13 protein-coding genes are annotated in these 19,712 nt (G+C 55.5%); 9 read left to right on the forward strand and 4 right to left on the reverse strand.

Going from position 1 to position 19,712, the window contains the following annotated elements:
* Positions 1-98: 98 nt before the first annotated feature.
* Positions 99-632 (forward strand): hypothetical protein, encoded by a 534-nt coding sequence (locus HNQ92_RS23260; RefSeq protein ID WP_184177906.1) that lies wholly within the window; start codon positions 99-101, stop codon positions 630-632.
* 230 nt (positions 633-862) lie between these two features.
* Here HNQ92_RS23260 and HNQ92_RS23265 read toward each other — a convergent pair whose 3' ends face one another.
* Positions 863-1,006, reverse strand: coding sequence for a hypothetical protein (locus tag HNQ92_RS23265; protein WP_184177908.1), 144 nt, complete (start codon positions 1,004-1,006; stop codon positions 863-865).
* Between the two features lie 159 nt (positions 1,007-1,165).
* Here HNQ92_RS23265 and HNQ92_RS23270 point away from each other — a divergent pair, with 159 nt between their 5' ends.
* On the forward strand, positions 1,166-3,352 hold the full coding sequence (locus tag HNQ92_RS23270) for a S9 family peptidase (RefSeq protein WP_184177910.1): 2,187 nt from the start codon (positions 1,166-1,168) through the stop codon (positions 3,350-3,352).
* Positions 3,353-3,402: 50 nt separating this feature from the next.
* Entirely contained in the window at positions 3,403-4,149 is a 747-nt protein-coding gene (locus HNQ92_RS23275; RefSeq protein WP_184177912.1) for a hypothetical protein, read from the forward strand.
* Positions 4,150-4,207: 58 nt separating this feature from the next.
* Here the strand turns inward: HNQ92_RS23275 and HNQ92_RS23280 are convergent, their stop codons facing one another.
* Together HNQ92_RS23280 and HNQ92_RS23285 are read right to left on the reverse strand one after the other, a co-directional pair.
* Positions 4,208-5,389, reverse strand: coding sequence for an AGE family epimerase/isomerase (locus tag HNQ92_RS23280; protein ID WP_184177914.1), 1,182 nt, complete (start codon positions 5,387-5,389; stop codon positions 4,208-4,210).
* Between the two features lie 67 nt (positions 5,390-5,456).
* Positions 5,457-7,235 (reverse strand): hypothetical protein, encoded by a 1,779-nt coding sequence (locus HNQ92_RS23285; protein ID WP_184177916.1) that lies wholly within the window; start codon positions 7,233-7,235, stop codon positions 5,457-5,459.
* Positions 7,236-7,427: 192 nt separating this feature from the next.
* On the opposite strand from HNQ92_RS23285, the gene HNQ92_RS23290 reads away from it, so the two are divergent.
* Together HNQ92_RS23290 and HNQ92_RS23295 are read left to right on the forward strand one after the other, a co-directional pair.
* Positions 7,428-8,342 carry a cation diffusion facilitator family transporter gene (locus HNQ92_RS23290; RefSeq protein WP_184177918.1) on the forward strand — a complete coding sequence of 305 codons (915 nt, stop codon included), beginning with the start codon at positions 7,428-7,430 and terminating at the stop codon, positions 8,340-8,342.
* Positions 8,343-8,451: 109 nt separating this feature from the next.
* Positions 8,452-9,345, forward strand: coding sequence for an HAEPLYID family protein (locus tag HNQ92_RS23295; RefSeq protein WP_246440717.1), 894 nt, complete (start codon positions 8,452-8,454; stop codon positions 9,343-9,345).
* 6 nt (positions 9,346-9,351) lie between these two features.
* Here the strand turns inward: HNQ92_RS23295 and HNQ92_RS23300 are convergent, their stop codons facing one another.
* Complete coding sequence (locus HNQ92_RS23300; protein ID WP_184177922.1) at positions 9,352-10,758, reverse strand: purple acid phosphatase family protein; 1,407 nt, start codon at positions 10,756-10,758, stop codon at positions 9,352-9,354.
* Positions 10,759-10,954: 196 nt separating this feature from the next.
* Here HNQ92_RS23300 and HNQ92_RS23305 point away from each other — a divergent pair, with 196 nt between their 5' ends.
* From HNQ92_RS23305 to treY, 4 genes are all read left to right on the forward strand, one after another.
* Complete coding sequence (locus tag HNQ92_RS23305) at positions 10,955-11,104, forward strand: hypothetical protein (protein WP_184177924.1); 150 nt, start codon at positions 10,955-10,957, stop codon at positions 11,102-11,104.
* Positions 11,105-11,468: 364 nt separating this feature from the next.
* Positions 11,469-13,676: a glycogen debranching protein GlgX gene (glgX, locus tag HNQ92_RS23310; RefSeq protein ID WP_184177926.1), complete on the forward strand. Its 2,208-nt coding sequence runs from the start codon at positions 11,469-11,471 to the stop codon at positions 13,674-13,676.
* A complete protein-coding gene (gene treZ / locus HNQ92_RS23315; RefSeq protein WP_184177928.1) occupies positions 13,651-15,492 on the forward strand; it encodes a malto-oligosyltrehalose trehalohydrolase in 1,842 nt (613 codons plus the stop codon). Before glgX ends, treZ begins: the two co-directional genes overlap by 26 nt.
* Positions 15,485-19,702, forward strand: a complete 4,218-nt coding sequence (gene treY, locus HNQ92_RS23320; protein WP_184177930.1) for a malto-oligosyltrehalose synthase — start codon at positions 15,485-15,487, stop codon at positions 19,700-19,702. The genes treZ and treY overlap by 8 nt, the downstream gene beginning before the upstream one ends.
* The last annotated feature ends 10 nt before the right edge of the window (positions 19,703-19,712 follow it).

Genomic DNA, 19,712 nt, shown 5'->3' on the forward strand with positions numbered 1-19,712 from the left:
TTGCCCTTCGATTGAACTATACTGCTAAACATTCCCGCCTTCGTCAATACCAAAACCGCTGGCATGTATAAGTGCAAAGAGACTATAAATAATAGATTATGAACCAGATAGAGAGTTTAAATCAGCCAAACAACGGAATAATAAAAAGACCAACGGCAATTACTGTCATATGTGTTTTTGGATTCATTGGAGTTGGATTATCTATTCCTATGATTTTCTCAGAATTTGCGAGGCAAATAGGTTCCTGGTTTCCTTCATACGCAGGTTTTGTAACAACCGTGAATTTAATTTGTATGGTAGGATTATGGCGAACGAAAAAGTGGGGGCTTTATATATATTCTGTTCTTGTTCTAATTAATCAAATTGTTTTGATCACAAAAGAAGAGTGGAATGTTCTAATCTTGATAGTTCAGGGAATTATTATTTTAATTGCCTTATATCATTTGCAACCTAGCACTAGGCCAACATACAATCAAGTTGCCTTATACCTCAAAAGAAAAGCATGGGCAATTATAGTAGCCTATATGGTTGGAATACACAATTTCTATAGAGAGGAACAAAAAGATCCTATAGAGATTGTTTACACTATAGACAACATCGAAGAACAGGAAAATGCTGAACCTGAAGATTAAGATAGCCTTGAACAAACAACAGGTAGTAACGATCGCCACATCGCCAATGCTTTATCGTACCTGTAAGCCTAAATGACCGTAAATCTACTATGAACTTTAAAGGAGGAGTAATAACTATCGGTTCCCTACTTTGGGAGGAAACCCTCGTTAGGCGGTACTCCGCTACGCCCTGGTGTCACGCGGTCTGTGACCGAAGTACCAGTTGGCGAGCACTAGCCTCGGTTGGAGACCTAAGACGCACAGACGTAGCGGATAATGTCCAACGGAGTGCCGCCCAGCCGTAAACTACGCTTAGCAGCACTCAAAGTACCCTCCGTCACTCCAAACAACCCAAAGTACCCCTCTAGCACAGCCGCCCGCTCTGGGCAGCTCATGAACTTCTCGTCAACATCCCGCGAAAAATGACTATTTTCAGCCCCGAAAGGCAGTCCGCGTTTATATTTGCGTGAAAGGTACTTTGCGTTTGGCCAAGTACCGGCACCGGGTCCGAACGCGGACGAAGTTTAAACCCAACGAATTCCATTAACAAACCTATGAAACGAGTACTGCTTGTGTGGGTACTGTGGCTGACCCTCACGCCACTCCTGGCCCAAATCCCCCCTACCTTCCAATGGCTGCCCGACGGCAGTGGCTACCGCGACGCCCAGCAGGGTGAAATCGTGGAGGTGAAACTACCCGACCGCAGCCAGCAAGTACTGGTGTCGCGCCAGCAGCTGACGCCGCAAGGTACCTCCAAGCCCCTGGAGGTACGCAGCTACACGCTGTCCGAAAACAGCAACCTGGTGCTGATCTACACCAATACGCGCCGCGTGTGGCGCTACGACACCCGGGGCGACTACTGGGTCCTGAACCGCACTACCAACGCCCTCACCAAGCTGGGCAAGAGCCTGCCCGAAGCGTCGCTGATGTTTGCCAAATTCTCGCCCGACGGCACCCAGGTAGCCTACGTGAGTGCGCACAACGTGTACGTGGAGGACCTGAAAACCAACCAGATCAAGCCCCTCACCACCGACGGCACCGCGCGGGTGATCAACGGTACCTTCGACTGGGCCTACGAGGAGGAGTTCGACTGCCGCGACGGCTTCCGGTGGAGCCCCGACAGCAAGGCCGTGGCCTACTGGCAGCTCGACGCCACCAAGATCCGGAATTTCCTCATGATCAATACCACCGACTCCATCTACGCTTATAATGTACCCGTAGAGTACCCCAAAGTGGGTGAGACGCCCTCGCCCTACCGCATCGGAGTGGTGGACATCGCCACGGCCAAAACCCAATGGATGAGCATCCCCGGCGACCCGCAGAATACCTACGTACCCCGCATGGAGTGGGCTGGCAACGCCAACGAGCTGGTAGTGCAGCAGCTCAACCGCAAGCAGAACGAAAGTACCCTGCTGTACGTCAACGTAAAAACGGGCAAAGCTCAGCCCTTCTACTCCGAAATGGACAACGCCTGGATCGACATCCAGAGCCGCTGGGCCAACGGTCCCGAAGGCTGGGACTGGCTCAACGGCGGCAAGGAGTTTGTGTGGGTGAGCGAGAAAGACGGCTGGCGGCACACCTACCGCGTGAGCCGCGACGGCAAGAAGGAAACGCTCATTACGGCGGGGAATTACGACGTGATCCGGCCCGTGCTGATCGACGAGAAAAGCAATACGTACTACTTCATGGCCTCGCCCGACAACGCCACGCAGGCTTACCTCTACAAAGTACCCCTGGACGGCAAGGGTAAGGCCGTGCGCGTGAGCCCGGCCGAGCAGGCAGGTACCCACAGCTATGACGTTTCGCCGGGCGGCAAATACGCGCGGCATCGCTTCTCCAACGCCCGCACCATGCCCATCACGGAGTGGATCAGCCTGAGCAACCACGCCTCGCTGGACCCCAACGCGGGCGTGAGCAAAACGCTGACGACCCCGCAAGGTACCTCCGACTTCGGCATCGAGTTTTTTAAAGTAAAAACCGCCGACGGCATCGAAGCCGACGCCTGGATGGTGAAACCCAAGAACTTCGACCCCGCCAAAAAGTACCCCATCGTATTTTCGGTGTACGGCGAGCCCGCCTCAAGTACCGTGCGCGACAGCTACGGCACGGGCCGCAACCGCCTGTACGTGGGCGACATGGCCGCCGACGGCTACATATACGCTTCCGTAGACAACCGCGGGACGCCTTCACCCAAGGGCAGCGCCTGGCGCAAGGCCATCTACCGCAACATCGGTACCATCAACATCCGCGACCTGGCCATGGGGGCCAAGGAAATGTTTGCGCGCTTCCCATACATCGACACCAGCCGGGTGGCGGTGCACGGCTGGAGCGGCGGCGGGTCGTCGACGTTGAATCTGCTTTTTCAGTACCCTCAGCTCTTCCAAACGGGCATTGCCGTAGCGGCCGTAGCCAACCAGCTCACCTACGATAATATCTACCAGGAAAGGTACATGGGCGTGCCGCAGGAAAACCGCGAGGATTTTATCAAAGGATCGCCCATTACTTACGCCAAAAACCTGGTCGGGAACCTGCTGTACATCCACGGCACGGGCGACGACAACGTACACTACCAAAACGCCGAGATGCTCGTCAACGAGCTCGTGAAGCACAACCGGCAGTTTCAGTTCATGGCTTACCCCAACCGCTCGCACGGAATTTACGAAGGTGAAGGTACTTCCCGGCATTTGGCCACGTTATTTACCAAGTACCTCAAGGAACACTGTCCGCCCGGCGGGCGCTAGGGGTACTTGGATGTGTACAAGGTACTTTGGAGAACGAAATGATTCATACCATGAAAAAGATACTGAGCGTACTGGTGCTGCTCGTGGCGACGGAAGCGACGGCCCAGATTGAAATAAACGACAATACCCGCGACCGGATCAATACCCTCACGACGGGAAGCATGAATCCGGGCTATAGCAGCTTTTGGGGGCCGCCGGTAAAGGCGGGTACCGTAGTGGGGGAAGTTTACCTGGATACGGTGTGGGCGCGGGGGTACGTCAAATTAATCCAGCCCATTCCGGCGGTGGGAGGTACCCCGCAGGATAGCCTGGGCGGCCTTGCGATGCGCTACAACGTGTACAGCAACGAAGTAGAAGTGCTGCTGGATACCTATAAAGACGTGAAAGCGATTCCGGGAAATCGGATCAAGTACTTTTCGGTGCAAAGAAACGGGCAGCCCATCCGGCTGGTCAACGTCGAGAACTACCCGTCCGACAAGACTCCCAAGGGTTTTTACGAAGTACTGGCCGACGGGAAACTGATGCTGCTGCAAAACTACCGCGTGCGGGTACAAAAACCTACCTACAACGCGGCCGTGGGCGTGGGCGAAAAAGACCATCGATTCAGCGTCGAGACGGACTGGTACGTGGCTCACAACGGCCAGGCCGAAAAGTGGAGCCCAAGCAAGAAAGCGGTACTTCAGCTGATGAAAGACCGGGAAAAAGAGGTTTCGAACTACCTCAAAAACCACCAACCCGACTTCAAAAACCAGGACGATCTGGTGCAGCTTTTTGCATTCTACAACGGAAATAACTAGCAGAGAGGGGCGGCCATCACCGCCCCTTTTCTTTTGTTCTTCGTTTTGCAAAAAAAACTTATTTTCGACCCAGCCGGTGCCACATTTCGGCGCAGGCGCGGGCGTTGTGGTAGGGGCCTTTCCAGAAATGAATCTTGTCGTTTTTGAGCGGGGTGCCGTCTTCCTTCACTGTACCGTACCATTCCCCTTTTTCATTATCCACGAATTTTTCCTGAATGTATCGCCAGGTACCTTCGGCTTTGTCGCGGAAGTGCGCCTGGCCGGACAGCTGGTAGGCGTTGTAGAACCCCACCATTTGCTCGGCCAGTACCCACCAGCTGCGGTCGGTGTTGGTGTGCTGGGTGGCGGGGTCGTACTCGTAGTGCAGGGCGCCGTCGGCTCCCAGGCCGGTGGCGGCGGCTTCGGCCATCCGGACGGCGCGCTCCCGCAGGCGGGCCAGTAGGGTGGGGTCATGAAGTACCTCGGCGGTTTCGTACAGCAGCCAGGAGGCCTCGATGTCGTGGCCGTAGGAGATAATGTCGTCTTTGGGCTCCCAGTTTTTGGTAAAGAAAAGCTGCATCCGGTGCGAGTCGGCCCGCACGATGTGCGTCAGGATGGCGTCCAGCATGGACGTAATTCGCTGGCGCAGCAGGTCTGTCGGCCACACCCGGTACAGGTTGGTATAGGCCTCGATCAGGTGCAGGTGGGTATTCATGCTCTTGACCCACGGCTTCTTGCTCAGGATCAGGTCGTCGGTTTCGGACCAGTCGGGCGCGAAGGCCTCCAGGTACCCCTGGCGTTCGGGGTCGTAGGCGTGTTTTTCAATTTTTTCAAAAAGACCCTTTGCCAGCGCCAGGGCCGGAGGGTACTTGGTGGCCCGGTAGTACTCGCTGAGGCCGTAGATCGCAAACGATTGTCCGTAGATCTGCTTGCGGGCGTCCAGCGGCTGGCCGTCGGCTGTGACCGACCAGTAGACGCCGCCCTGCCCGCGGTCCAGGAAGTACCTTTCGAGGTAGTTGTAGGCACTTTGGGCGTGGGCCAGGTACCTGCGCTTGTGGAGCAGCCGGTTGGCCATCGAGAAGGTCCACAGGATGCGGGCCGTCACCACCACCGAGCGCGGGGCGTCCGGCACGGGCTTGTTTTCGTACGATACCCGCCCGTGAAAGCCCCCCCGCTGGGTGTCGGGGGCGTAGGTTTCCCAGTAGTCCAGGATACGGAGGAGTTCTTTCTTAAAAGCCGAAGTCGTAAAGGGCGCCAGCATGGTTGGTAAAGGTAGGTTTTTGAGGCAAAGTACCTTTGCTAGCGATTATACTGTTGCCCTCCTCAAACTACCAGCGATCGCCGGTCCATTCGGGTACCCGCAGGCTGTCGCGCTGCATCCGGTAGCGCGGGTTAGCGCCGTCGTAGTAGAGGGTACCTAGCTGGAAGGTTTGGGCGGGCAGCGTTACGGCCTGGACGCTAAACAGCAGATCACCGTAGAGGTACCTTCCGGTTTTTACGAAATTGGTCAGCGAGTTGACGGGCGCCTGCATGGGAAACACAAACTGGTAGTTGTCGTTCTTGAGCAGCAGGTAGTAGTGGCGCTGCTCTTGCTGCTCGGGCCGGAAGCCGGGCAGGCTGAACGTGAATGAGTTGGAAGTACTGTCGTAGCGGGTTTCGACGGGAGGTACTTCGGCCAGCGGGCCGGGCGTGGCGTTTTGGAGGTAGGGCAGGTACTTAATCTGGTAGAGCCCAATTCGCTCCGCCTCCTTCATGTTTCGGTAGTTAAACTGCTGCGTCCGTCCGCCCCAGATTCCGTAGTCGCCCAGGTAGCTGTTTTCGTTGCTGCCGTAGTTAAAGAGGTGCGCCTGCCGGAGGCGGGTGTCGTACTGCGTATCACCCAGCTGGAAGTAGTAGCTGCCCAGCCAGGCCAGGACCGAAAGCGGTAGGGCTACCGAAAAAATAATCGTACGGCTGCGGGCGGTATTGAAAACCATAAAAGCACCCAGGTACGCCAGGCCAAGCACAATGACGGGGTATATTTTGAGCCGGTCGGAAAGTACCTGGCCGCCCACGGCCGAGCTGGTGCGGGCCACCACGATGAGGTAGCAGGTCACCAGCAGCAGGGCGGCGGTACCTACGAAAAACAGCGCCACCCGGTAGTGAACCGGCGGAGGGGGCATCGAAGAAGGGTAGCGCCGCATACGCTCACGAGCCCCCGAGCGAATGGCGCGGGTACTTTTGCCCAGGCCGAGGGCAATGAGTACCCAGGCCAGAACACCGCTGAGCAAAGGTACCCAGAAAATGGGCTGCCGGAAGGTGTCGATGTTCAGTAAAAAGTTTTTATACACAAACAAACTACCCGTATAAATAGCAAAGTAGATGGCCTGGAGCCAGTAGGGCGGGGGCGTCACCGTGGGGTCAGGAGCGGGCAATCCCCAGCCGGGATGCATGTAGTTTCGGAAATACAAGGCGGCCGTGAGTACGGCAATGCCCGTCCAGATGAGCAGCGGAAGGTACTTCCGGCGGATGAGCAGCACCAGCCCCACGGCTCCGTAGCCAAACAACCCGCTGGAAAAACCACCCACGGCGATCCACTGAAAAATCACGGCCAGGGGAATACGCCACCAGCCGTCGCGCGTGACGAGCCATACGGCCAGCATCGAAAAAAACAGCGAAGGGAGGTAGAGTTGATTGGTAAGCGCCCAAAAAACGTACACCCGGAGCTGGGGTTGAAAAAGCAGGAAAAGGAGGGGTGTGGCGTACAGCAGCGGAATGCGGTTTTTGTAAAATAAGTACAAAAAGAGCGCGTAGAACGCCAGGAAATAAAGGATGCCGCCCACCATGGTGTGGGTGTAGTCGAGCTCGCCGCCGTGCAACCAGGTAGAAAACAGGGAAATCAGCCGGGCGTAGGGATAGCGGTGGCCAAATCCCTGCGCAAAAAGCCCCGTAATGCGATCGTCCCAGGACATCGTGGGCCAGTGCACCATGAAGGAAGTAAAGTAGTGCTCTTCGTGCTGGGGGTAGTTTACTTTATAAGTTTGGAAATAGACAAAAAAAAGAATGATGGGCAGTAGGGTAAGTAGTATAGAGGCAACCAGGCGGAAGGTCTTGCTGTGTTTTGACATACGGAATGGCATTAGGAAGGCCCAAAGGTAGGGAATTCAGGTTAATTACGGCAGCGCGGCGGAGGTAGTTTTCGTGAATGGGCTTTTTCGAGCACGGTGTTTATTGGTTACAAAAAAGGAAGGGAGAGTAAACGGAAATAGTCTATTTTTGTTAAAAGAGCAATCCGCGTTTTTCTAAACCCGAAGTACCCCTTGGAACACCACCACCATCACCACGGCCATTCGCACGCGCCCACGCTCACCCACCTCAACCGGGCCTTTCTAGTGGGGATTGGCCTGAACAGTATTTTTGTACTGGTGGAGTTTGGCGCGGGCTACTGGTACAACTCCCTGGCGCTGATCTCCGACGCTGGCCATAACCTCAGCGACGTAGCCAGCCTGGTGCTGGCACTGCTGGCTTACAAACTGGCCAAAGTACCCCCCACTAGTACTTTCACCTACGGCTACCGCAAAACCACCGTGCTGGTGTCGCTCCTGAACGCCGTCATTTTGCTCATGGCCATTGGTGTCATTGCCTGGGAGAGCCTGGAGCGGCTCAAGTACCCCCGCGAGGTGGCCGGTGGTTCGGTAGCCCTCGTAGCCGGGATTGGCATTGTGATCAATAGCCTGACGGCTTTTTTATTTTTCAAGGATAAAGACAAAGACCTGAACATCAAAGGAGCCTATCTGCACATGGCCGCCGACGCCCTGGTGTCGCTGGGCGTGTTGGTGGCGGGGGTGGTTATTACGTATACCCACTACTACTGGCTGGATACGGCCGTGAGCCTGGCGATTGTGGTGGTCATTTTCTTTTCTACCTGGGGCTTGCTGCGCGACAGCCTGGTACTTTCGCTGGACGGAGTACCCCACGGCATTGACCTGGCCAAGGTGAAAGAAGCCCTGCAGCACTACCCCGAAATCCGGGAAGTACACCACCTGCACGTGTGGGCCATCAGCACCACCCAAAATGCTTTGACGGCCCATCTGGTGGTGGAGGATGGCTACCAGATGGCGTCCTTTGTGCAGCTCAAAGCCCGGCTTCGGCACGACCTGGAGCACCTCAATATTCAGCACGCTACGCTGGAGCCGGAAACCAACCAGGAGCGTTGTCAGACCGACGAATGCTGAGGCCAACGGGGGTACTTTAGTCTTCTTAGTACCATTTAATGGAAGCTTATTTGGTCAAAAAAATAACATAAATTGCCTTCGCAGGGTTTTGGAACTACCTTTGCCGAAAATGGATGGTGTTGTTATGGTTAAAATAGTACAAGTCGTTTTTCTAAGTGTGTGGGCCGTAGGTTCGGTTTGGGCCCAGATTGTTCCCGGCTCGGAAGGGGTGGAAAAAGAGGTACTTGACAGCCTTTTTGTGGAAGAAGTAGAGAACAGCCGCACCCCCGACAAGGTACTTCACGCCGAGCCGCTCTACATTGATTTGATCCGTGACCTGGGGGCCCGGAAGGGCGAGCGCGAATGGAACGTGGGTATGGGCCTGACGGACAACCAGCAGTTTGATCGGTACGAAGCGCTGATCGAATACGAGTGGGCACCTGCCAACCGGCTGGGGCTGGAAGTAGAGCTCCCTTTTACGTTTTATTCCACGCGCTACGGCGATACCAACACCCAGGCTCCAGCCAGTAAGCTGGACGGCATCAAGACGGCGATCCAGTGGTCCTTTTTTGTTTCGGAAAAATGGAAAACGTCCCTGGCCGTGGGATACATCAACGAATTGACGCTGCCCGTTTTTAAACAGTACGGAGAAGGTACCTTTTTTAGCGGCAACGTCTACAATCCGTTTTTTGTGGCCGCCAAGCGCTGGGGCAATCGCTTCCACACGCTGGTGTACGCGGGCCCCCATTACCGCCACCAGTTTAAGGAGCGCACCGTCCATACGGAATGGCAAATCAATACCAACTTTCACTACATGGTACCCGGCACGCGCAACTTCATCGGGATTGAATTTAACAAAGAGCTCGAGCACCACAATTTTGACATGGTAATGCGACCGCAGATGCGGGTCGGCATTTCCGAAAACCTACTGATTGGTATCGTGACGGGCATCCCGCTGAACCGGCAAAACCACCGCTTAAGTACCTTTCTGCGGCTGATCTACGAGCCGCGCGAGCACAAGTAGGTCCCTTTATTTTTTGGAAGTACTTTTCCGGGCTTTGTACTGCTGGAAGCGCAGGTTGTATTGTTCCAGGTCTTCCGCCTTGAAGCTTTTCAGCAGCCTTTCGGGCAACTCGAGCCGCTCTTCCTGCGCCAGGCCAGCCGCCAGGTCCACCAGCGTATTTTTGCCTTTTTTATCTTTCACCAATTCAAAGGAATCGTACAAAGCCCCCGTGACGGTGAAGGCTTTGTAGGCCAGTTTATTTTCGTCAACGTGCACCGTTTGGTACAGCTGGGTGTTGGAAGCGGCCCGGTCCATCCAGTCCTGCAAGCCGATGTCGTACATTTTGGGTCCACTCACCGACACCACGTATACGGGGCCGTCGGGTACTTTGCGGCTTTGGCCCAGGGGCATGTTCAGGCCGCGGCCGTAGGTGTGGTCGTGGCCCTGAAGTACCAGATCCACCTTGTTGTTGCGGTAAATGGGCTCCATGCGGGCGCGCCACTCGTCGTTGTCGCGGCCATTTTTGGTGGAGTAAATGGGGTGGTGGTGGATCACGATGGTCCAGCGGTTGGGGTTATTCTTCAACGTTTGCAGCAGCCACTGCGCCTGCTCTTCGAGCACCAGCGAGTCCAGCAGGGCACCCTGGGAGTCGAGCGAAATGAACCGAATGCCCTGGTAGTCGAGGTAGTAGGCCGTTTCGAGCAGGCGCTTGGGGCCGTTTTCGGGTAGGGCAAAGGAGGGGCGCCAGTGCATCGAAACCCGTCGTTCGCCGTCGGTATCCTTGAAGTACTCGTGGTTACCGGGCGTGGTCAGGCTAGGTACCATGCCGTTGACCCAGCCCCCGGCCTCAAACCACTCGCCCCACTGGTAGTCGGTATTGGAATTGTTGATGAGGTCGCCGGCGTGGATCATGAGGTTGGCCTGGGGCAGGGTAGAGTAGGCTCCCCGAACGGCCCGCGACCAGAGCGAACGGAGGTCGTTTTGGGCGTCGCCAAAGTACAGGAACGACACCGGGGCGGGTTTTTCCTGGGCCGTGGTGAAGTGAAACCACTCGCTCCAGTGCTCGCCGTCGCCGACGCGGTACACGTACTGGGTACCTGGCGTGAGGCCCGTGAAATTGACCCAATGGTACTTTACGGACGTACCCTCAATCGTGACGGCCTCGGTGGTAGCGGGTACCAGGCGGGCACGGGGCACGAAGTCGGGCGAGGGATCGGCTTCGTGAATGGCCGCCACGGCTTGGGTTACGGAAACGTCCGTGCGCCAGTTGACGGCCTGCGAGCGGGCGGGGTCCCCCTTCCAACCCAAAATGACGCGATCCGGGAAAGGGCTGGCCGGGTAGGTTTTGTTAGCCTGGGCGCAGAGAGGGGTAGTATGAAGTACCCATAAACCCACGACGGCCAACAGGCATTGAGTAATAAAGGAGCGAGACATAGCGAGGGGGAAAGGAATAATCGGTACAAACATCAGCACTAATACCGTATTTTTTAGCAGACAGGCTATTAAGATTATGTGAAATTAGCCCTACCTTGGAAGGCCAACAACCGTTTAGGTTTAAGTACGTATCTTTACGAGGTACTTGTAGCCCAGAAGCGGCTTTTCTTTCATCATTTTTTAATCAAAAAAAACCATGTTTTTAGCCATCCTGAATTTTTTTAAAGGACGCCTTACCAAAGACTCCATCGAGGCGGCCCGCAGCGATACCAAACGAATGTCACGCCAGGAAGCGCTTCAGCAAATGCGCAAGCTAGCCGGTAAGCAGCCGGAAAACGGGAAGTAACCGCCTGCCCAAGTACCTCACGGCGCTAAAGTACCCTTACGGGTATTGGCTTCACAAAGTACCTTTCAACCTGCCGTCCTTTCTCTTTCCTACTAGGCCCAAGTACCTTTCTAGCCTAGGATAGGTACTTTCTTCTTTACGGCTTCGTCCTGCTTTTTATAAAGTACCCCTGACTACCCGCGTGGGGGTAGTCAGTCGGGCTGGATTTCTACCCAAATCTTCTGCTATGGCCTATTTTTTCGTGGGCTCTACTTCGGCTGTGGCTAGAAGGTCCCTTCGGAAAAACTCCTTCTGGCATGAATGTTTTTTAAGTGATCAGGTAATTCTGCCGATTTAAAAGTAAAAATTGGCTTTCAATGAACCTATGGAAAAAACGATCAGAAACAAAACTATAAAGCCTTCCAATCACGTAAGTACCACGGTATATCCGGGCGATCCCTACCCCTTGGGAGCCACCTGGGACGGAGAAGGGGTTAATTTTGCCCTGTACTCGGAAAATGCGGTGGGCGTAGAGCTCTGCTTATTTGATTCGCCGGAGTCTACCACCGAATCCGCCCGCATCCGAATTCGGGAAGTGTCTCACTACGTTTGGCATGTCTACGTACCTGGCCTCAAGCCGGGGCAGCTGTACGGATACCGGGTGTATGGCGCCTACGATCCCATCTGCTGTAATCGGTTCAATCCCAACAAGCTACTCATCGACCCCTACGCCAAGGCCATCGCAGGTACCATCCAGTGGCACGATTCGCTCTTTGGCTACGAAATCGGGAGCCCCGAGGAAGACCTGAGCTATAGCGATATCGACAGTGCACCATTTATTCCCAAAGCTGTGGTGATAGATCATCATTTCGATTGGGAAGGGGACGAATTGCCACGGATTCCTTACCACAAGTCCATCATTTACGAGATGCACGTCAAGGGATTCACCCAGCTACATCCCGATATTCCGGAGGAGATCCGAGGTACCTACGCGGCCATTGCGCATCCTGTCACGATCAACTACTTCAAAGAACTCGGTATTACGGCCGTTGAGCTGATGCCCACTCACCACTTCGTGGCAGATCGGCACCTGATCGAAAAAGGGCTAACCAACTACTGGGGCTACAACACCATTGGCTTTTTTGCGCCCGATGTGCGCTACTCGAGCAGTGGCGGGCTAGGGGAGCAGGTCAATGAATTTAAGCAAATGGTAAAGGAACTGCACCGGGCGGGCATTGAAGTGATCATGGATGTGGTGTATAATCACACGGCCGAGGGCAACCACATGGGGCCTACGCTCTCGTTTCGGGGGATTGACAACGCCACCTACTACCGCCATACCGAAGACAAGCGCTATTTTATGGACTACACCGGTACGGGTAACACCCTCAACGCCCAGCTGCCTAACGTACTCCGACTCATCATGGACAGCCTGCGCTACTGGATTCAGGAAATGCACGTGGATGGCTTCCGCTTCGATCTGGCGTCGACGCTGGCCCGTGAACTGCACGAAGTCGATCGCCTCAGCGCCTTTTTTGACATCATTCATCAAGATCCCGTCATTTCACAAACCAAGCTCATTGCGGAGCCCTGGGATGTGGGGGAAGGGGGCTACCAGGTAGGGAAATTTCCGCCCGGCTGGGCCGAGTGGAACGGCAAGTACCGCGACTGCGTGCGCGACTACTGGCGCGGGGCGGACAGCATACTGGCCGAGTTTGCGGAGCGCTTTACCGGCAGCTCGGACCTCTACAAGGAAGACTACCGCCAACCGACCGCCAGTGTCAACTTCGTGACGGCCCATGACGGCTTTACGCTTCACGACCTGGTGTCGTACAATGAAAAGCACAACCTAGCCAACGGCGAAGATAACCGCGACGGCGAGAGCCATAACCGCTCCTGGAACTGCGGCGTAGAAGGCCCTACCGACGACCGGGAGATCATCGCCCTGCGCGACAAGCAGAAGCGAAACTTCCTGACTACCTTATTTTTGTCGCAGGGGGTACCTATGTTGCTGGCGGGCGATGAGTTTGGCCGTACGCAGGGGGGCAACAACAACGCCTACTGCCAGGACAACGAGGTTTCTTGGGTTGACTGGGAAAACCTGGATCAGGAACTCCTGGCGTATACCAAAAAATTGATTGATCTGCGCCGCGACCACCCGACATTCCGCCGTCGCCGCTGGTTTCAGGGGCAGCCCATCAAAGGGATCGGCCTGGAAGATATAGCTTGGTTTTTGCCGGAAGGTATCGAAATGCCCGACGAAGCCTGGAACCACGACTACGCCAAGTCCCTGGCCGTTTTCCTGAACGGAAGGGGCATCCGCTGCGTGGAGCCGCACGGCGAGAAACTTACGGACGACAATTTCTATATTATTTTTAATGCCCATTACGAACCCTTGGATTACGTACTTCCGGGCCGGAAATACGGTGATTTTTGGATGAAGATCCTGGATACGAGTGAAGCATGCATCGATGAAAAAGGCCAAACGTTCAAACCCCACGACACCATTCGGGTAGACAGTCGATCCATCGTGGTACTCAAATATCCCATCATACACAAAAAGAAAAATGATTTCGATAACCACAAGCGGTAGAACAATAGGAGTAAACTTCAACGATAAGGGTGAAGCGGAAGTGAGCGTGTGGGCGCCTGAGGCCAAAAAGGTAGAGCTGCTGAGTGCCAGACATACACTCCCCTTGGCAAAAGCCGAATACGGGTATTGGGAACTAGTCACGAGTGCACTAAAGCCGGGCGATCCGTACCACTTTGCTGTTGATGGCAAGGAACAAAGGCCCGATCCGGCCTCTTTGTCCCAGCCTGAAGGCGTGCATGGCCCTTCGCAAGCGTTTGATTTGAAGGCTTTCTCCTGGACCGACCAGTCCTGGGCCAACTACCCCCTAGAAGAGTACCTGCTGTACGAACTCCATACGGGTACTTTTACTCCCGAAGGTACCTTTGAGGCCTTGGAGCAAAAGCTGGACTACCTCCTCGAGCTGGGCGTGACGGCCATCGAGCTCATGCCGGTGGCGCAGTTTCCCGGCAGCCGCAACTGGGGCTACGACGGCGTGTTTCCTTACGCGGTGCAGTACTCGTACGGCGGGGCGGCGGGGTTGCAGCAGTTGGTCAATCGTTGCCACGAAAAAGGCATCGCCGTGGTGCTGGACGTAGTCTACAACCACCTGGGCCCGGAAGGCAACTACCTGGGTGAATACGGCAAGTATTTTACCGATAAATACCATACCCCTTGGGGCGGCGCGGTTAATTTTGACGACGCCTGGTGCGACGGCGTACGGCGCTACTTCATCGAGAACGTGCTGATGTGGTTTCGGGATTTTCATATCGACGCCCTGCGTATGGACGCCGTACACGCCATCAAAGATTTTGGGCCTGTACATATCCTCAAAGATATCCGGAAGTACGTGGATCAGCTGATGGCGGAAACCGGCCGAAAGCACTACCTGATCGTGGAAATGGACCTGAACGATAACCGCTACATTGCCCCCGTCGAGCGGGGCGGTTACGGCATGGATGCGCAGTGGGTGGATGAGTTTCACCACGCCCTACGCGTTACCTCGGGCGAGGAGCGCAACGGCTACTACGCTGATTTTAACGGGATCGAGCACTTGGCCAAAGCCTACAATGATACTTACGTATATGATGGTCAGTTCTCGGCTCATCGAAAGCGCTTTTTTGGAACTAAAGTAGAAAGTACCCTGGGTCAGCAGTTTGTGGTATTTTCTCAGAATCATGACCACATCGGTAACCGCATGTTGGGCGAGCGAACGAGCCAGTTGCTAAGCTTCGAGATGCAAAAGCTCGTGGCGGGGGCCGTACTATTGAGCCCGTACCTACCCATGCTTTTTATGGGGGAAGAATGGAGCGAACCCCATCCATTCCTGTACTTTGTGAGCCATACCGACCCGGAGCTGGTAGAGGCAGTGCGCAAGGGACGGAAGGCTGAGTTTGCGGCTTTTCACCTCGAAGGAGAAGCCCCCGACCCGGTGGCCGAAACTACCTACCAGGATTCCAAACTGCAATGGGAGCTGTTGGGGCAAGAGCCGCACCAGACCATGTTTCGCTACTACCAACAGCTCATCAGGCTACGAAAAGAGCAACCCGCCCTGCGGTGCCTCAGCCGCGAGCAACTTTCGGCCGAAGCGAACAAAGCCCAGCAAACCCTGGAACTTCGGCGCTGGGACGCCGGGCAGCGGGCACTTTGCCTGCTGAATTTCTCGGATCAACCCCAGACAATGGCCCTGCCCACGGAGGAAACCTCCTGGCGGAAATTACTGTATTCGGCAGAGACGCCCTGGGGCGGGCCGGAGCAGCCTAACGACCAGCTGCTCGCGGGCAGTAGCGTTACCGTACAAGCACAATCACTCCTAATCTGCACCAACCACTATGTATAATCCCGGCGCGACATACCGCATTCAGTTTCATAAAGAATTCTCATTTGCGGATTTCGAGAAAATCATCCCGTATCTGCAAAAGCTGGGCATCAGTACCGTATACGCGTCGCCCATTCTGGAGTCGACCCCGGGAAGTACCCACGGCTACGATGCCGTAAATCCCCACGAGATCGACCCAGAACTCGGCGATCAGGAGCAGCTGACGGCGCTCAGCGAGGTACTTAAAGAGCAAGGAATTGGCTGGTTACAGGACATCGTCCCCAACCACATGGCCTTCGACCCGAGCAACCCCTGGCTGATGGACGTGCTCGAAAAAGGCGAACAGTCGGAGTACGCGCCGTTTTTTGACATAGCCTGGAACAGCCCACTCTACCAGGGAAGTATCATGGTACCCTTCCTGGGCGCCCCACTGGAGGAGGTCATCGAAGCGGGTGAACTAAAAGTGGCCTACGACGGCGACCGGCTCGTCTTTAGTTATTTCGATACGAACTACCCCTTGCATCCCAATTCGTACGCTAGCCTGCTGGTGTCGAAGGAGGATAAGCCCAACGAGGCCGTGCAGCAGATCTTGGAGCAGCTGGACCAGCTGAATCATATCGAAGACGCCAAAAGTTACTCGGCTGCCTGGGATGAGCTCCGTATGCAACTGGCCGCGCTGATGAAGGCTGAAAGTACCAAAAAGTACCTCCAAAAACGCCTGGCCGACGTAAACGCCAGCGCCGGGCTCCTCGAGCAGCTGGCCGACGAGCAGTGCTATCGCCTCTGCAACTGGCAGGAAACCGACAACCAGATCAATTTCAGACGCTTTTTTACGGTTAATGGACTGATTTGCCTCAATATTCAGGATGACGAAGTATTTCAGCATTACCACGCGCTCATCAAAACGCTAATCGACGCGGGTCTTTTTCAAGGGCTTCGGGTGGACCACATCGACGGACTCTACGACCCTTCGAGGTACTTGGAACAGCTCCGGGAGCTGGCCGGTGAGGAAGCTTACCTGGTGGTAGAAAAAATTCTGGAAGCGGGCGAGGTACTGCCCACGGCCTGGCCGATTCAGGGAAACACCGGCTACGATTTTCTGGGTCAGGTGAATAACCTTTTTACCTACAAAGCAAGTGAAGAAGCTTTCACGGACTTTTACCACCAGCTCGTGGGCGATACCAGCTCACCCGCCACGTTGCAGCGCGAAAAGAAGGCCTATATCCTCTACGAAAGCATGGCCGGAGAGCTGGAGAATCTGTACCAGCTCTTTATCAAATTAAACCTAATTGATAAACGGATTTTCGCCTCGATCCATAAAGAGGACATGAAAAACGCCATCGGCGAGTTTCTGATCCAATGTCCGGTGTATCGCTACTACGGCAATCAGTATCCGTTGCAAGACGAGGAAGCCGCGGCCGTGCAGCAAATCATCAACCGGGTGCGGCGTTACGACCCCGAGCTTCGCCAGGCAGTAGGCTTGCTGGAGGATGTACTACTCCGGAAGCCCCATGAAGGCAATCAAGAACGAAACGAACGCACGCTGCACTTTTACCAGCGTTGTATGCAGTTTACGGGCCCGCTGATGGCCAAGGGGGTAGAAGATACACTCATGTATACCTACCACCGTTTCATTGGGCACAACGAAGTAGGCGATTCGCCCGAGTCCTTTGGCTGTACCATCGATGAGTTCCATCAGCTCATGCGGGCGCGGCAGGAGCAATGGCCGCTTTCGCTTAATGCCACCTCGACCCACGATACCAAGCGCGGCGAGGACGTGCGCGCACGCCTGAACGTACTCACCGAACTACCCGAAGCATGGATGGCGAAGGTAGAGGAGTGGCAGGAAATGAATCAGGTTTTGAAGGATGACGTGGGCCCCGACGCCAACGAGGAGTACTTCATCTACCAGACCTTGGTGGGGGCCTACCCCATGCCGGGCGAAGATGAGGATGATTTTGCCAATCGGCTGGAGGAGTACCTTCAGAAAGCGATGCGCGAAGCCAAGCTGAATTCCAACTGGACCGAGCCCGACGAAGAGTACGAAGCCGCTACCAAAGCCTTTGCGAGCGGGCTGCTGGATCAAAGCAGGCCCTTCTGGAAGAGTTTTCAGGACTTTCACCAAAAAGTGGCGGACTACGGCATCGTGAACTCCCTGGGCCAGGTACTTCTTAAATTTACGGCCCCCGGTACCCCAGACGTATACCAGGGCTGTGAGCTGTGGGATTTGAGCCTGGTTGATCCTGACAACCGCCGGGCGGTCGACTACGCCAAGCGACAACAGTGGCTCGATGAGCTGCTCGAAGCGGAGGAAAATCCGGCCCGGGAGCTGTGGCAGCACCGCCACGACGGGCGCATCAAGCTGTGGCTTACCCAACAGCTCTTTGCCTTGCGTCGTCAGCAACCGGATGTTTTTGCTCAGGGTGAGTACCTGCCCCTGGAGGTGAAGGGGGCATATCAGGAGCACGTGATAGCCTTTGCGCGCAAGTACCACCGGCATTGGTACCTCGTTGCGTTGCCGCTCCACACAGCCCGACTGGTGGAAGAGCAGGGCCGTGAGCTGCTTGACCTAAACTGGAAGGACACCCGAATCCTGCTGCCGGAAGGTACCTCCGAGGAGTGGGAGCTACTTATGCTGGATGGCAAAGCTACCTACGCGGGGGAGATCCCGGTGCAGTCTCTTTTTGAGCAACTACCCTTTGCTGTCCTCAAGGGAAAACAAGCGGATAACGTGCGTAGCGCCGGAATTTTGCTGCACATCAGCTCACTGGCGTCTCCCTTCGGTATCGGTGATCTGGGGCCCGAAGCCCGGGCTTTTGCCCAATTTTTGCAGCGCGGGAACCAGCGTTACTGGCAGCTACTGCCCCTAAACCCCACCGAGGCCAAGCAGGGCCACTCGCCCTATAGCGCTACCTCGAGCCGCGCCGGAAATCCTTTGTTGATCAGCCCGGAGCTACTGGCCAGGGAAGGGCTGCTTCCCAAAAACGAGCTATCCAAGTACCACCTGCCGCAGACCGGTCAAACCAACTATGCCGACGTAGAACGGGTGAAAGGCGAGCTGCTTCGGAAGGCTTACGTTGCCTACAAAACGGCCCAAGGTACCTCCACCGACCACTCCTTTGAGGCTTTTTGTGAGCAAAATGCCAGCTGGCTGCATGACTTTGCCCTGTACATGGTCCTGAAAGAACAACACCAGGGCCAAGCGTGGTTTGAGTGGCCCGAGGCCTTGAAGCTACGTGACCCCAAGGCCCTCGAAGAGCTGGCCCGCCAGGAGGCCGATAAGGTTCGGGAAGTAAAATGGCAACAGTATGTTTTTATCAAGCAATGGAAAGACCTCCGGGCCTACTGCAACGACAAATCCATTGAGCTCCTGGGCGACTTGCCCATTTACGTGAGTTACGACTCTGCCGACGTGTGGGCCGATCGGGATCTCTTTCACCTCGACGAAGACGGGAAGCTAACGGGCATTGCGGGGGTACCTCCCGATGCTTTTAGCACCACCGGTCAGCTGTGGGGAATGCCCGTGTACCAGTGGGAGGTACTTAAAGAGCAGGGCTACGCCTGGTGGGTCGACCGCCTCAAACGAAACATGGAGCTCTTTGACCTCGTGCGTCTGGACCATTTCCGTGGCTTTGCGGCCTACTGGGAGGTACCGGGCGGGGAAGAAACCGCCGTGAACGGGCTTTGGGTACCTGGTCCGGGGGCCGACTTCTTCGAGGCCGTACAGGCCGAGCTGGGCGAGCTACCCTTTGTGGCCGAAGACCTGGGGGACATTGATGCCGCCGTGCTGCGGCTGCGGGACCAATTCAACCTGCCCGGTATGAAGGTACTTCACTTTGCTTTTTCCGACAACATGCCGCGTAACGAGTACATCCCGCACCAGTACAGCTATAACTTCATTGCTTACACGGGTACCCACGACAACAACACCACGCGCGGCTGGTACCGCCAGGAAGCCGACGAAGCGACCCGCCGACGGCTGGAGCTGTACGTGGGGCACTCGGTGAGTGAGGAGGATGTACACCGGGTAATGGCCCGACTGGCCTACGCTTCGGTAGCCAAAATAGCCATTTTGCCCATCCAGGACGTGCTGGGGCTGGACGAAACGGCCCGCATGAACATCCCGGCGTCCACCGAGGCCAACTGGGCCTGGCGGCTGCGGCCGGGGCAGCTTACGACGGCTGGCGAAAAGCAACTTCAGGAGTGGACTTGGCTGTATAACCGTGATTAAGTACCTGTAT

It is taken from the genome of Rhabdobacter roseus, assembly GCF_014202275.1.
Taxonomy (GTDB): Bacteria; Bacteroidota; Bacteroidia; order Cytophagales; family Spirosomataceae; genus Rhabdobacter; species Rhabdobacter roseus.

Coding starts and splice junctions, on each gene's coding strand:
- HNQ92_RS23260 (WP_184177906.1), top strand. CDS start 99: ATGAACCAGATAGAGAGTTTAAATCAGCCAAACAACGGAATAATAAAA.
- HNQ92_RS23265 (WP_184177908.1), bottom strand. CDS start 1,006: ATGAGCTGCCCAGAGCGGGCGGCTGTGCTAGAGGGGTACTTTGGGTTG.
- HNQ92_RS23270 (WP_184177910.1), top strand. CDS start 1,166: ATGAAACGAGTACTGCTTGTGTGGGTACTGTGGCTGACCCTCACGCCA.
- HNQ92_RS23275 (WP_184177912.1), top strand. CDS start 3,403: ATGAAAAAGATACTGAGCGTACTGGTGCTGCTCGTGGCGACGGAAGCG.
- HNQ92_RS23280 (WP_184177914.1), bottom strand. CDS start 5,389: ATGCTGGCGCCCTTTACGACTTCGGCTTTTAAGAAAGAACTCCTCCGT.
- HNQ92_RS23285 (WP_184177916.1), bottom strand. CDS start 7,235: ATGTCAAAACACAGCAAGACCTTCCGCCTGGTTGCCTCTATACTACTT.
- HNQ92_RS23295 (WP_246440717.1), top strand. CDS start 8,452: ATGGATGGTGTTGTTATGGTTAAAATAGTACAAGTCGTTTTTCTAAGT.
- HNQ92_RS23300 (WP_184177922.1), bottom strand. CDS start 10,758: ATGTCTCGCTCCTTTATTACTCAATGCCTGTTGGCCGTCGTGGGTTTA.
- HNQ92_RS23305 (WP_184177924.1), top strand. CDS start 10,955: ATGTTTTTAGCCATCCTGAATTTTTTTAAAGGACGCCTTACCAAAGAC.
- glgX (WP_184177926.1), top strand. CDS start 11,469: ATGGAAAAAACGATCAGAAACAAAACTATAAAGCCTTCCAATCACGTA.
- treZ (WP_184177928.1), top strand. CDS start 13,651: ATGATTTCGATAACCACAAGCGGTAGAACAATAGGAGTAAACTTCAAC.
- treY (WP_184177930.1), top strand. CDS start 15,485: ATGTATAATCCCGGCGCGACATACCGCATTCAGTTTCATAAAGAATTC.